The organism is Pseudomonas sp. LFS044 (genome assembly GCF_047978245.1).
GTDB lineage: Bacteria > Pseudomonadota > Gammaproteobacteria > Pseudomonadales > Pseudomonadaceae > Aquipseudomonas.
On sequence record NZ_JBFPFX010000009.1, the window covers coordinates 189124 to 203284 of the forward strand.

9 protein-coding genes are annotated in these 14161 nt (G+C 61.9%); 7 read left to right on the plus strand and 2 right to left on the minus strand.

Annotated elements, in window-relative coordinates:
• The first annotated feature begins 159 nt into the window (after window positions 1-159).
• From mexE to ACNQPL_RS10555, 5 genes are all read left to right on the plus strand, one after another.
• Entirely contained in the window at window positions 160-1401 is a 1242-nt protein-coding gene (gene mexE, locus ACNQPL_RS10535; RefSeq protein ID WP_346613188.1) for a multidrug efflux RND transporter periplasmic adaptor subunit MexE, read from the plus strand.
• Window positions 1402-1413: 12 nt separating this feature from the next.
• On the plus strand, window positions 1414-4593 hold the full coding sequence (locus ACNQPL_RS10540; protein WP_346613187.1) for an efflux RND transporter permease subunit: 3180 nt from the start codon (window positions 1414-1416) through the stop codon (window positions 4591-4593).
• Window positions 4590-6005, plus strand: a complete 1416-nt coding sequence (locus tag ACNQPL_RS10545; protein WP_346613186.1) for a TolC family protein — start codon at window positions 4590-4592, stop codon at window positions 6003-6005. Before ACNQPL_RS10540 ends, ACNQPL_RS10545 begins: the two co-directional genes overlap by 4 nt.
• Window positions 6006-6149: 144 nt before the next feature.
• Window positions 6150-7205 (plus strand): tetratricopeptide repeat protein, encoded by a 1056-nt coding sequence (locus tag ACNQPL_RS10550; RefSeq protein WP_416466645.1) that lies wholly within the window; start codon window positions 6150-6152, stop codon window positions 7203-7205.
• 94 nt (window positions 7206-7299) lie between these two features.
• Window positions 7300-8928, plus strand: coding sequence for a response regulator (locus ACNQPL_RS10555; protein WP_346613184.1), 1629 nt, complete (start codon window positions 7300-7302; stop codon window positions 8926-8928).
• Here ACNQPL_RS10555 and ACNQPL_RS10560 read toward each other — a convergent pair.
• Window positions 8912-10978 (minus strand): ATP-binding protein, encoded by a 2067-nt coding sequence (locus tag ACNQPL_RS10560; RefSeq protein WP_416466646.1) that lies wholly within the window; start codon window positions 10976-10978, stop codon window positions 8912-8914. The genes ACNQPL_RS10555 and ACNQPL_RS10560 overlap by 17 nt on opposite strands.
• A gap of 254 nt (window positions 10979-11232) precedes the next feature.
• Here ACNQPL_RS10560 and ACNQPL_RS10565 point away from each other — a divergent pair, with 254 nt between their 5' ends.
• A complete protein-coding gene (locus tag ACNQPL_RS10565; protein WP_416466647.1) occupies window positions 11233-11925 on the plus strand; it encodes a type 1 glutamine amidotransferase domain-containing protein in 693 nt (230 codons plus the stop codon).
• 124 nt (window positions 11926-12049) lie between these two features.
• On the plus strand, window positions 12050-12856 hold the full coding sequence (locus tag ACNQPL_RS10570; protein ID WP_416466648.1) for a CSS-motif domain-containing protein: 807 nt from the start codon (window positions 12050-12052) through the stop codon (window positions 12854-12856).
• A 16-nt stretch (window positions 12857-12872) separates the two neighbouring features.
• Here ACNQPL_RS10570 and hppD read toward each other — a convergent pair whose 3' ends face one another.
• Window positions 12873-13949, minus strand: coding sequence for a 4-hydroxyphenylpyruvate dioxygenase (hppD, locus tag ACNQPL_RS10575; RefSeq protein WP_387529348.1), 1077 nt, complete (start codon window positions 13947-13949; stop codon window positions 12873-12875).
• Window positions 13950-14161: the final 212 nt, after the last annotated feature.

Genomic DNA, 14161 nt, shown 5'->3' on the forward strand with positions numbered 1-14161 from the left:
CCGCGAAAGGGCCGGCACAGGCACCCTACCATGCCCGCCATCGATGAAATATCCCGACATATCATTGCGCGTGATAATAACCTTCGCTGCATTCGATTCGTGCGTCACGCGCAAGGCACTCACACTCCGCCCACTACTAATACATTGGCGGAGTTCTCCATGGACCACTCACTCAAACCCTTGCGCTTTCCCCTCGCTGCCCTGGCAGTGGTGGTGCTCAGCGCTTGCGGTCGAACCCCAGACGCCGTGCAGGCTCCCGCCGCGCCCAAAGTCACCGTTGCCAAGGTGATCGAACAACCGATCAACGAATGGGACGAATTCACCGGCCGCCTCGAAGCGCCGGAAACCGTTGAAGTACGCCCACGGGTCTCCGGCCAGATCGACCTTGTCGGCTTCACTGAAGGCGCCCAGGTCAAGAAAGGCGACTTGCTGTTCCAGATCGATCCGCGCCCGTTCCAGGCTGAAGTGCGCCGCCTTGAAGCCCAGCTGCAACAAGCCAAGGCCACGGCCATCCGCAGCGCCAACGAAGCCCGCCGCGGTGAGCGTCTGCGTGACAGCAACGCCATCTCCGCCGAGCTGGCCGAATCGCGCAGCAGCGCCGCCGCCGAAGCCCGCGCCGGCGTGGATGCGATCCAGGCCCAGCTCGACCTGGCCCGCCTGAACCTCAGCTTCACCCGCGTCACGGCGCCTATCAGCGGCCGTGTCAGCCGTGCCCAGTACACCGCCGGCAACATCGTCAGCGCCGATGTCACGCCGCTGACCAGCGTGGTCTCCACCGACAAGGTATATGCCTACTTCGACGCCGACGAGCGCGTGTACCTCAAGTACACCCAGCTGGCGCGTGAAGGCCAGCGCGGCCAGACCACCCCGGTGTACCTGGGCCTGACCAACGAAACCGGCAACCCGCACCTTGGCCAGATGAACTTTGTCGACAACCAGGTCAACCCGCGCACCGGCACCATCCGTGGTCGCGCCGTGTTCGACAACCGCGATGGCCAGTTCACCCCCGGGCTGTATGCGCGCCTGAAACTGGTCGGCAGCGCCCAGTACGACGCCATGTTGATCAACGACGAAGCCGTGGGCACCGACCTTGGCAAGAAGTTCGTGCTGGTCATGGACAAGGACAACAAGGCCACCTACCGCGCCGTCGAGCTGGGGCCGAAGCTTGAAGGCCTGCGCATCGTGCGCAGCGGCCTGGCCAAGGACGACCGCATCGTGGTCAAGGGCCTGCAGCGGGTACGGCCGGGCTCGCCCGTCACCCCGGAAGAAACAGCAATGGCCAGCGAACAGACCCTCGCCGCCCTCGCCCAGCAACGCCAGGCGCTCGAGGCCAGCAACACGGCGCAGAAGGTCGCGGGCTCCACCGAGAAAGTCGCCAGCGCCCAAGCGCCACGCGGTTAAGGGATCACACCGATGAACTTTTCCAAATTCTTCATTACCCGGCCGATCTTCGCCGCGGTGCTATCGCTGGTGCTGCTGATCGCAGGTTCGATCTCGCTGTTCCAGTTGCCGATCAGCGAATACCCGGAAGTGGTACCGCCTACCGTGGTGGTGCGCGCCAACTTCCCCGGCGCCAACCCCAAGGTGATCGGCGAAACCGTCGCCGCCCCCCTGGAGCAGGCGATCACCGGTGTCGAGAACATGCTGTACATGTCCTCGCAGTCCACCGCCGATGGCAAGCTGACCCTGACCATCACCTTCGCCCTGGGCACCGACCTGGACAACGCGCAGGTACAGGTGCAGAACCGCGTCACCCGCACCCAACCCAAGCTGCCGGAAGAAGTGACGCGTATCGGTATCACCGTCGACAAGGCCTCGCCCGACCTGACCATGGTCGTGCACCTGACCTCGCCGGATCAACGCTACGACATGCTCTACCTGTCCAACTACGCCATCCTCAACATCAAGGATGAGCTGGCGCGATTGGGCGGCGTGGGCGATGTGCAGCTGTTCGGCATGGGCGACTACTCGCTGCGCGTGTGGCTCGACCCGAACAAGACCGCTTCGCGCAACCTGACCGCCAGTGACGTGGTCGCGGCCATCCGCGAGCAGAACCGCCAGGTAGCGGCCGGCCAGTTGGGTGCCCCGCCCGCCCCCGGCTCAACCAGCTTCCAGCTGTCGATCAACACCCAGGGCCGCCTGGTCAACGAGGAAGAATTCGAGAACATCATCATCCGTGCCGGTGCCGATGGCGAAATCACACGCCTCAAGGACATCGCCCGGGTCGAGCTCGGCTCCAGCCAATATGCCCTGCGCTCGCTGCTGAACAACCAGCCGGCCGTCGCCATCCCGATCTTCCAGCGCCCAGGCTCCAACGCCATCGACATCTCCGACGAAGTGCGGGCGAAAATGGCCGAGCTGAAGAAGGATTTCCCGGAAGGCATGGACTACAGCATCGTCTATGACCCGACCGTGTTCGTGCGCGGTTCCATCGAAGCGGTGGTGCATACGCTGTTCGAAGCGCTGGTACTGGTGGTGCTGGTGGTAATCCTGTTCCTGCAGACCTGGCGCGCCTCGATCATCCCACTGCTGGCTGTGCCGGTGTCGCTGATCGGTACCTTTGCCGTGATGCACCTGTTCGGCTTCTCACTTAACGCGCTGTCACTGTTCGGGCTGGTACTGGCGATCGGCATCGTGGTGGACGACGCCATTGTCGTGGTGGAGAACGTCGAGCGGAACATCGGGCTGGGCCTGAAACCCCTGGAAGCCACGCAAAAGGCCATGAGCGAAGTGACCGGGCCGATCATCGCCACGGCGCTGGTGCTGTGCGCCGTGTTCGTACCTGCCGCATTCATTTCCGGCTTGACCGGGCAGTTCTACAAGCAGTTCGCGCTGACCATCGCCATCTCCACCGTGATTTCGGCATTCAACTCGCTGACGCTGTCGCCGGCCTTGGCTGCGGTGCTGCTCAAAGACCACCACGCACCCAAGGACCGTTTCTCGCGGTTCCTCGACAAACTGCTGGGCAGCTGGCTGTTCGCCCCGTTCAACCGCTTCTTCGACCGTGCGAGCCACCGTTACGTGGGTGGCGTGCGCCGGGTCATCCGTTCCAGCGGCATCGCCCTGTTCGTTTATGCCGGCCTGATGGGCCTGACCTACCTGGGCTTCTCGTCCACTCCGACCGGTTTTGTGCCGGCCCAGGACAAACAGTACCTGGTGGCCTTCGCCCAGCTGCCGGACGCCGCCAGCCTCGACCGTACCGAGGCGGTGATCAAGCGCATGAGCGAAATTGCCCTGAAGCAACCGGGCGTTGCCGACTCGGTGGCCTTCCCGGGGCTGTCGATCAACGGCTTCACCAACAGCCCGAACAGCGGCATCGTGTTCACCCCGCTCAAGCCGTTCGATGAGCGCAAGGACCCCAGCCAGTCGGCTGCGGCCATCGCCGCCGCGCTGAATGCCCAGTTCGCCGACATCCAGGACGCCTACATCGCGATCTTCCCCCCGCCGCCGGTTCAGGGCCTGGGCACCATTGGCGGCTTCCGCCTGCAGATCGAGGACCGCGGCAACCTGGGCTACGAAGCGCTGTACAAGGAAACCCAGAACATCATCGCCAAGAGCCACAACGTGCCGGAACTGGCGGGCCTGTTCACCAGCTATCAGGTCAACGTTCCGCAGGTCGATGCTGCCATCGACCGGGAAAAGGCCAAGACCCACGGCGTGGCGATCACCGACATCTTCGACACCCTGCAGGTTTACCTGGGCTCGCTGTACACCAACGACTTCAACCGCTTTGGCCGCACCTACCAGGTCAACGTCCAGGCCGAGCAGCAGTTCCGCCTCGATGCCGAGCAGATCGGCCAGTTGAAGGTGCGCAACAACCTGGGCGAGATGATCCCGCTGGCGACCTTCCTCAAGGTCAGCGACACCTCCGGGCCTGACCGCGTGATGCACTACAACGGGTTCATCACCGCGGAAATCAACGGTGCCGCAGCCCCAGGCTACAGCTCCGGCCAGGCCGAAGCGGCCATCGAGAAGCTGCTGAAAGAGGAACTGCCCAACGGCATGACCTTCGAGTGGACCGACCTGACCTACCAGCAGATCCTCTCCGGCAATACCGCGCTGCTGGTGTTCCCGCTGTGCGTACTGCTGGCGTTCCTGGTGCTGGCGGCCCAGTACGAAAGCTGGAGCCTGCCGCTGGCGGTGATCCTGATCGTGCCGATGACCCTGCTGTCGGCGATTACCGGGGTGATCGTCTCCGGTGGCGACAACAACATCTTTACCCAGATCGGTTTGATCGTACTGGTGGGCCTGGCGTGCAAGAACGCGATCCTGATCGTCGAGTTCGCCAAGGACGAGCAAGCCAAGGGCCTCGACCCGCTGGCCGCGGTCCTGGAAGCCTGCCGCCTGCGTCTGCGGCCGATCCTGATGACCTCGATCGCCTTCATCATGGGGGTGGTGCCGCTGGTGTTCTCCTCCGGTGCCGGCTCGGAAATGCGCCATGCCATGGGTGTCGCGGTGTTCTCGGGGATGATCGGCGTGACCGTGTTCGGGCTGTTCCTGACCCCGGTGTTCTTCTTCCTGATCCGCCGTTTCGTCGAGCGTCGCCAGGCCCGCAAGGCCGAACGCGTTCAATCGCTGGAGAGCCACGCATGAACCTGCTCAAACCCCTGACCCCGAGCTTGCTGGCATTGGCCCTGGCAGCCTGTGCGGTAGGCCCGGATTACCAGGCGCCGGCCACTGAACCTGCACATCTGAACAGCACCGTGCAGGCCAAGGCCTTCGACCGTAGCCGCTTCGAGAGCGTGTGGTGGAAGCAGTTCGACGACCCGGTACTGAACCAGCTGGTGCAGGCATCGCTGGACGGCAACCGTGACCTGCGCGTGGCCTTTGCCCGGCTCAAGTCGGCACGGGCGATCCGCGATGATGCCGCCAACGACCAGTTGCCGGTGGTCACCAGCCGCGCCAGCAGTGAAGTCGGCAAGGGCCAGGTGCCCGGCGAGACCGAGCAGCGGGTCAACAGCGAGCGTTACGACCTGGGCCTGGACATGGCCTGGGAACTCGACCTGTTCGGCCGCATCCAGCGCCAGATCGAAGCCAGCGATGCCCAGGCCGACGCCGCCCAGGCCGACCTGCAACAGCTGCAGGTCAGCCTGATCGCTGAGCTGGTCGATGCCTACGGCCAACTGCGTGGCGCGCAATTGCGCGAGAACATCGCCGTGGCCAACCTCAAGACCCAGCAGGAGTCACGCACCATCACCGTGACCCTGCGCGACGCCGGGGTCGGCAACGAGCTGGATGTGGTGCGTGCCGATGCGCGGCTGGCCGGGGTCGAAGCCACCGTGCCGCAGCTGCAGGCGGTACAGGCACGGGCGCGGCATCGCATCGCCACCCTGCTCGGCCAGCGCCCGGACGCCCTGACCGTGGACCTCTCGCCCAAGGCCTTGCCGGCCATCGCCAAGGCGCTGCCGGTGGGCGACCCGGGTGAGCTGTTACGGCGCCGCCCGGACATCCGCAGTGCCGAACGGCAGCTGGCCGCAGCCACTGCCAACGTTGGCGTGGCCACAGCCGACCTGTTCCCGCGGGTGAGCCTCAGCGGCTTCCTGGGTTTCACCGCCGCGCGCGGCTCGCAGATCGGCTCCTCGGCGGCTAACGCCTGGGCGCTGGGCCCCAGCATTACCTGGGCAGCGTTCGACCTGGGCAGCGTGCGGGCCCGCCTGCGCGGCGCCAAAGCCGACGCCGAAGGCGCCCTGGCCAATTATGAGCAGCAGGTGTTGCTGGCACTGGAAGAATCGGCCAATGCCTTCAGCGACTATGACAAAACCCAGCAGCGGCTGTTGTCGCTGATGCGCCAGAGCGATGCCAGCCGCAAGGCGGCAGAGCTGGCGTCGGTACGCTATCGCGAAGGTACCGTGGACTACCTGGTGCTACTGGACGCCGAACGTGAACGGCTGAGTGCCGAGGACGCGCAGGCGCAGGGCGAAGTCGACCTGTACCGCGGCATCGTCTCGATCTACAAAGCCCTTGGCGGTGGCTGGCAGCCGGAGACAGTCGCCAGCGCGCGCTGACTCGTCCCGTTTCAACGACTCCTTTGGTTGGCTCCTCCCCCAACCGTTTGCCCCGCTGGCCTCGGCCCGCGGGGCTTTTTTATGCGGCTTGCACCCCAAGGCATTCTGCCCCAAGCTCTTGCTTCCCCCGCTTTGGACCGCCCGATGCCCAGACGTCACCATTACCTGATCGCTGTGTTGCTGCTGATTCTGGTATCGGTCGGTATCGCGTATCTGCGCCGTGAGCCCCCCTCGGCGCCCGCGGCACTGCCGCCGCACAGCTACGTCAAGGCACTGCGCCAGGCCCACGACGGCCAGCCGGGTGCTGCGCGGGTGCTCTACCAGCAGTTGCAACGCGACGACCTGGCACCGATCCGCCGCGCCGCCCTGTACGCAGAGCTGCCCAACTACCCATCGCCGCAAGCGCTGAAACTGGCTCAGGTAGACCTGGAAAACGATGAGCCACTGGTGCGTCGCGCCGCGATCGCCAGCATCCGCCGGCTGCTACCCGCTGCCCAGCGCAGCCTGGTGCTGGGGCCACTGCTGGACGATGACGAGCAAAGCGTGCGGTTTGCCGCTGTCGATGCCTTGCTCGGCCTCGACCCGGACGCCATCGGCCTGTATTTCGGCCCGCTGCAAGCTGCATTGGAGCAGTATCAGCAGGCGTTGGAGCAAAAGCCTGAGGACGCCGAAGCCCAGGTTCACCTGGCGCGGCTGTACTTGCACGAAAATGAATACACTCAGGCGGCAGCCGCCCTGCAGCGCAGCCTCGCCCTGGCCCCGGAAAGCCCCGATGCCCTGGCGACCCAGGTACGCCTGCTGGAGCGCCAAGGCCATCATGACCAGTCCAGACAGGTGCTGGCCAAGGCTTTGGCGCTGCGGCCTGATTCGGCCTTCCTGCAGCACGAGCTGGGGCTCTGGTTGATCCGTCACGACCAGCGTGAGTACGCCCTGCTCGCCTTGTCACGCGCGGTCGAACTGGAACCGGACAACGCCGATTATCGCTACACGCTGGCGGTAACCCTGCATGATCTGGAGCAGTCCGATGCAGCACAGAAGCAGCTCGAAACCCTGCTCAGCCGGCAACCGGCCAACCGGCGGGCGCGGGTGCTGCTGATCCAGTACTGGAAAGAAACTGGGCAGTTGCAGAACGTTCAGGTATTGCTGGCCGAACTCGAGCGGCAAAACCCGGACGACCCCATCTTGCAGCAAGGGTTGTAGATGCTTTGAACCCTGGATGAAGGGTTGTGGTCCAGAGGGTATCGGACCACCCACGGCATGGCCAAGCATGGCAGTGCCTTCAAGGAGAATCGCATTGGCCAGCTCGCTGTCGCTGGACGAACGTGCCCTTATCCTGGCACCCACGCAACTCGCCATGGACACCTCGACGTTTTTGGCGAGCGCCGGGATCGATTGCCTGTGCTCGCGTGATATCGGCAGCTTGCGAGACGGCCTTGGCGAAGGTGCAGCGCTGGCGATCATTGCTGAGAATACGCTCAACGGCAGCCAGCGCGATTTACTGCAGGGCTTTATCGATGAGCAGCCCCCGTGGTCGGACTTGCCCATCGTGCTGCTCACCCATAGCGCTCAAGCCTCCCCTGCCACGACACCTAACGACCATCCGCTGGGCAACCTGACGCTGTTGACCATTCCTTTCGAGGAAGAACAGCTGCTGGCGCTGATCAAGCTCGCGTTGCGCCACCGTCGTCGCCAGTATCAGGCACGCGACAAATTGCTCGACCTGCAGCAGCGCCTGGATGCCCGCAGCCAGGTGCAACAGGGCGCCGAACTGGCCCTGCACCAGACCCGCAAGATGGAGGCGATTGGCCAACTCGCCGGCGGCGTCGCTCACGATTTCAACAATCTGCTCACGAGTATCGGTGGCAGCTTCGAACTGATCGACCGCCGCCTGAAACAAGGGAGTAGCAAGGGCGTTGAGGGTATCCTGCGCATGGGCCAGGAAGCCGTTTCCCGCGCTGCGCGGCTGACCCATCGCCTGCTCGCGTTTTCTTCAAGGCAATCACTGCACAGCCAGCGCATCGATTTGCATGCCATGTTGCAACAGCAGCGGCTCGAAGCCCCGCTTGAGCAAAACGTTGTACTGGATGTGCGCCTACCTGCCGACCTTTGGCCTGTGCAAGCCGACGATGGGCAATTGCAGGAAGCACTCGACAACCTGTTGCTCAATGCCCGTGAAGCCATGCCCAGTGGCGGGGTGCTGCGCATCGTGGCGAGTAATTGCAAGGTGGCGACGAAGCAGTTCGCCGACGGCGGCCTGGCAAACGGTGACTATGCGTGCCTGAGTATCATCGATGAAGGCCAGGGCATGTCGCAAAGTACCCTGGAACATGCCTTCGAGCCGTTCTTCAGCACCAAGCCGGTCGGCCAGGGTATCGGCCTGGGCCTGTCGATGGTGTACGGCTTCAGCAAACAGTCGCAAGGCCATGTGGAGCTGCACAGCCAGATAGGCCAGGGCACCCGCGTGGACCTGTACCTGCCGCGTCACATCGACCAGGCGCAGGCGCACAAGCCTGCCAAGCCGCTCGCGACGGGTAACGGCTGCGATGTATTGCTGGTTGAGGACGACCCGCATGTTCGCCAATTGTTGTGCCAGGCGCTGCAGGAGCTCGGTTATCCGTGCCGCAGTGCCTGCAATGCCAGCGAAGCTTTGCAGGTGCTGCGCTCATCCCAGTCGATCGACCTGCTGATCAGCGACGTGGGGCTGCCCGGCATGAACGGCCGCCAGCTGGCAGAAATTGCCCGTACCTTGCGCCCGCAACTGCCGGTGCTGTTCATCACCGGTTACGCCGAGACGGCAATGGCGCGGGAGGGGTTTCTTGGCCCAGGCATGCAATTGATCTGCAAACCGTTTGAGCTCAAGCAGTTACAGGCCCAGGTGGCGCAGATGATTGGCGAGGCCAGCCCCGTCAATCGGCCAGCATGAGCAGCGCCTGATTGCCCAGGGTGGCCAGTTCGAACGGCTTGAGCAGCAACGCTGTACCCGGGACTTCCAGCAATTGCGGCTCCAGCGGGTGATCGGTGTAGCCAGTGATTAAAAGAATCTTCTGTTCAGAGTTGATCATGCGCACCGCTCTGGCCACCTGGCGCCCACTGAATCCACCCGGCAAGCCGATGTCGGTGATCACCAGGTCGAAAGGCCCATCGTGCCTGTACCGCTCCAGCGCAGCATTGGCATCCGTCACGTCACACACCACAAAACCACGTTCGCGAAGGTATTCCCGCATCAGCAAACGCAGGTTGTGCTCGTCATCGACCAGCAGCACGCGCTGCCCATTGGCCCGCGAAACTTGCGGCACAGGCGGCATGGGCGGCTCTACTATCGCCTCATGGCAACGAGGGAACAGCATGCAGGCCTTGGTCCCGTGGTCCGGCACCGATTCCAGCCAGATGTAACCACCGGATTGCCCGACAAACCCATGGACCATGGGCAAGCCGAGCCCGGAGCCGCGCCCGGTGGGCTTGGTCGTGAAGAACGGCTCGAAGGCCTTGGCCAGGTCATCGGCCGGCATGCCATGCCCATCGTCCATGACCTGCAGGGCAACATAATCTCCCGGCGGCAACCCGAGCTCATCAGGGAACGCCGAGGCCAGGCGTGTGTTGATCGTGCGTATCGTCACATTGCCCTGCCCCAGGCAGGCTTCGTACGCATTGGCGCAAAGATTGACCAGGCTGTTCTCCAGCTGGCCGACATCCAGCAAGACGGCCCACGGCTCTACATCCATTTCCCAGTTCAAGCGGATTTCCGCACCGAGCACCTGGCGCAATAATGGCTCCATGTCCGCAAGCTGGCGGTTCATGTTCAGCGGCTTGGGGGCCAGGGGCTGTTGCCGGGAAAACGCCAACAGCCGATGCGTCAGGCTCATGGCGCGCTGCACCGAATCGCGGGCCAGGTCCACATAACTGTCGATGCGCTCCATGCGCCCTTGGCCCAGGCGTCGCTGCAACAACTCAAGGCTACCGCCAATCCCCGACAGCAGGTTGTTCATCTCATGGGCCATGCCGCCGGCAAGATGGCCGACAGCCTCCAACCGCTGGCTGTTTAGCAACAAGGCTCTGGATTGACGCATCGCCTCTTCGCGATCCTCGCTGATGTCACGCCCCACGGCCGTCAGCAGATGACCATCAAAGCTGGCATTCCAACGGAACCAGCGGTAGTGGCCATCCGCATGGCGCATGCGCGTTTCGAGCTGTTCGGCGCCGCGCTGGCGGACGAAATCGATCACAGACACTTGCAATTCGGCCCGGTCTGCCGGGTGGATCAGTTGCAGGATCGGCAAATCCTTCACCTGTTCCTCGCTCCAGCCCAGGATACGGTGCCAGGCCGGATTGGCAGACTGCAGCTTGAGGTCGCGGGTGACAATGATCATCGCGTCGCGCGACAGCTGCCACATGTACTCGCGATCATCCATGTAGCGCTTGATCTGGCGCTCGAAGCTCTGCGCCTGCTCGCGCCATTTATGATGCATATCCACGCTGGCGGTGGTTTCGATCACCTTATGCAGAAACCCCACCACCTCGTGTTGCTCATCACGAATGGGCGTATAACTGAACGCATACCACGCCTTGACACCACTCTTCGCGCACTCGATCCACAGCGGTTGATCTTCCACAAAGCTGGAGCGCCCCTCGAGCGCCTTGAATACCCATGGGCCCACATCACTCCAGGCCGCCTGCCACAACGTATCGAAACTTGTGCCCAAGCCATGCTCAAGACCCTCCAGCAATGCCACATAGGCGTCATTGTGGATGACGATCAAGTCCGGCCCCCAGACAACAGCACTGGGAAACGGCGAAAGCAGCATCATGTCGACAGCAATGCGCAACGACGCCTGCCAATGCTGCAACGGGCCAAGCCCGGTATGCCGCCAGTCGAAATGCGCGATCCTCTCACCCATGCCTGCGGCTGGCTTTGCGCCCGAGGACAGTTGCACGCCACGGGGTGAAGGTTTGTGCGGAGGACCGTTAGCGATCAATGGAGTGATCCGCCTGTGCTCTAGGGGAAAAAGGGTTGCTGCATCATCTGCTGCCGGGTTCGCTGCCGCAATAGCGGCCGTGTGACACCTTCGCTAATGCAGCCGCACGCTGTAGGACAGTAGATGATGGCAGCCCAACAACGGTAGCACAGCGCCATCAGCTAAGTGCATGTCCCTGAGCGGCAGCTATGCTGTTCAGGTTTCCCTGCTCCATGGACTGACTTCCCCGTTTGACTACAGACAGGAGTGTAGTGATGAGCAAGAAGATACTGGTTGTGCTGACCAATACCGCCAAGTACCCGAGCCTGAACCGAGCCACGGGCCTATGGCTGGGCGAGGCGGTGCATTTTGTCGATACCGTACAAAAAGCCGGCTATACCGTGGACTATGTCAGCCCAGGTGGGGGTTACGTGCCAATTGATCCGCATAGCCTGCAGATGGCGCCAGAACTGGATTGGCACTATTACGACGACAAATCATTCATGAACCGGCTGGGCACTTCGTTGAGCCCCGGCCAGGTCAAGGCCGACGAATACTGTGCCATTTATTACACGGGTGGCCATGGGGTCATGTGGGACTTCCCTGATAATCAGCCGCTGCAAGAGTTGGCACGCAAGATCTACGAACAAAACGGTGTTGTCGCTGCCGTGTGCCATGGGGTGGTCGGCCTGCTCAACATCAAGCTCAGCGATAACAGGTTATTGCTCAAGGATCGCCAGGTCACAGGTTTTTCGAACACTGAAGAGAAACTTGCGGAGCTTGAAGGTGCAGTGCCATTCCTGACTGAAAACGAACTGGGTGCGCGAGGTGGCATTTACAGCAAGCATGATGAGCCTTGGAAACCTTTCGTCATGTGCGACGACCGCGTGCTGACAGGACAGAACCCGGCCTCAACGCCGTTGCTGGCCGAAAAAGTTGTCGAGGCGCTTGAACAGTTATCGGTCTGACACGCCGACTGCGTAAATCGTCAGGCAAACGCGGCTACGGCTTACAGTAAGGGCATCCCTGAATCCATAGGCTCTGTTTCAACTGTCCAGCTCGGGCAACTTGAATCAGGAGGACTGCAGGCCTATGTCAAAATTCAAGGTTATTGGTCGCGGGATGATGGATCTGGTGATGACGTTGGCGATCAGTTCCATACCCATCGCTTCAGGCCTGATGGTGATGCACTACCACCAGGACAGCAAACTCAGGGAAACCGCGCGTGTCTCGGCCAAGGAAGCCATTTACTCAGTTGACTTGTCCATAAACCGATTACATGAAGCGGCGACCGCCGCAATGCCTTATGCCGGCAGCCCTTGCGAGACAGCGAAGGAGTACCTGCTCAAGCAGATACAGGACGTTCAGTATCTGCGTGCGTTGGCGTTGGTTGTCGATGGCCGGACCTATTGCGACACGTTGGTACCGCCCCACGAAAACGATCTGCTTTATGCCGCCCAGAAATCACCGGTAAAACTGATCATCGATTCATCCGCCTCACCCAACGCAGTACGTGTCGCGTATCAACTGCGTGAAGGTAATTTTAGCGTGATCGCATCAACCCATGGCACAGAACTACGTAACGAACTGCGTGCATTTCAAACGGGCGTGGTATTGCTGCTGGAATTCGGGGATACGTATATATGGGCGGATGGTGACAGCCGCGACGCTGTACGCCCCTCTCAATCCGAGTTCTTCACTACGGAGCATTCGACGAAGTTTGGCTACACCGTGAAAGTCGGCTACCCCGAAGGCTATGCCGCCAACGAGCGGCGCCAAGCGTTTACGCAGGTGCTTCCTTCACTTGCGCTGGTCGGCATCATCACCGGCTCGATCTTCTATTGGGGTGTATTCAGGCAGCGCAGAAGCCGTGTTCGTACCGCCGCCGACAATGCGTGACGGCGGTACGCTTCACTTATTCTGCGTTAAGCACACCGCGGCGTACCTGGTCGCGCTCGATTGACTCGAACAGGGCCTTGAAGTTGCCTTCACCAAAGCCGTCGTCACCTTTGCGCTGGATGAACTCGAAGAACACCGGCCCGAGCAGGGTTTCCGAGAAGATCTGCAGCAGCAGACGCTTGTCGCCCTGCTCGGAAGCGCCGTCGAGCAGAATGCCACGCGCCTGGAGCTGGTCCACGGGCTCGCCATGGCCCGGCAGGCGCTCTTCGAGCATTTCGTAATAGGTTTGCGGCGGCGCGGTCATGAAGCGCATGCCGTAGCCTTTGAGCGCATCCCAGGTCTTGAGCAGGTCGTCGGTAAGGAAGGCTACGTGCTGAATGCCCTCGCCGTTGAACTGCATCAGGAACTCTTCGATCTGCCCCGCCCCTTTGGACGACTCCTCGTTGAGCGGAATGCGGATCATGCCGTCCGGTGCGGTCATGGCCTTGGAGGTCAGGCCGGTGTACTCGCCCTTGATGTCGAAGTAGCGAATCTCGCGGAAGTTGAACAGCTTCTCGTAGAAGCCGGCCCAATAGGCCATACGCCCGCGATAAACGTTGTGCGTCAGGTGGTCGATGATCTTCAGGCCTGCGCCCACCGGGTTGCGATCGACGCCCTCGATGAAATTGAAATCGATGTCGTAGATCGAGCTGCCTTCTTCGAAACGGTCGATCAGGTACAACGGCGCACCACCGATACCCTTGATCGCTGGCAGGCGCAGTTCCATCGGGCCTGTTTCGATTTCGACCGGCTGGGCACCCAGTTCCAGGGCGCGGGCATAGGCTTCATGGGCATTGCGCACGCGGAACGCCATGCCACACACCGACGGGCCATGCTCGGCGGCGAAGTAGGAAGCGATGCTTTTGGGTTCGTTGTTGAGGATCAGGTTGATGCCACCTTGTCGGTACAGGTGCACATCCTTGGAACGGTGGGTGGCCACCTTGGTGAAACCGAGAATCTGGAAGACCGGCTCCAGTACGCCTGGCGTCGGCGAAGCCAGTTCGATGAATTCGAAGCCCATCAGGCCCATTGGGTTTTCAAAGATATCAGCCATGTTCGTGTCCTCATCTGCAGCGAAAATTATTGAATGCTCAGGATGTTGAACACAAAAGGCGGGGCGCACGGAATACCACGCACACTGCGGGCGAGGAACCCACCCATGATCAGCTTGAACCCATCGTCTGTCATATGGACCCATTCTCGGTCGAGTTGACCCTCCGACAACGAAGGGACTTATTGTTGTATTCGTAAACGAATTCTACAGTG

Bases quoted from the DNA above. Each gene is read 5' to 3' on its own strand.
- ACNQPL_RS10565 (WP_416466647.1), top strand. From the start codon at position 11,233: ATGAGCAAGAAGATACTGGTTGTGCTGACCAATACCGCCAAGTACCCG.
- mexE (WP_346613188.1), top strand. From the start codon at position 160: ATGGACCACTCACTCAAACCCTTGCGCTTTCCCCTCGCTGCCCTGGCA.
- ACNQPL_RS10550 (WP_416466645.1), top strand. From the start codon at position 6,150: ATGCCCAGACGTCACCATTACCTGATCGCTGTGTTGCTGCTGATTCTG.
- hppD (WP_387529348.1), bottom strand. From the start codon at position 13,949: ATGGCTGATATCTTTGAAAACCCAATGGGCCTGATGGGCTTCGAATTC.
- ACNQPL_RS10540 (WP_346613187.1), top strand. From the start codon at position 1,414: ATGAACTTTTCCAAATTCTTCATTACCCGGCCGATCTTCGCCGCGGTG.
- ACNQPL_RS10570 (WP_416466648.1), top strand. From the start codon at position 12,050: ATGTCAAAATTCAAGGTTATTGGTCGCGGGATGATGGATCTGGTGATG.
- ACNQPL_RS10545 (WP_346613186.1), top strand. From the start codon at position 4,590: ATGAACCTGCTCAAACCCCTGACCCCGAGCTTGCTGGCATTGGCCCTG.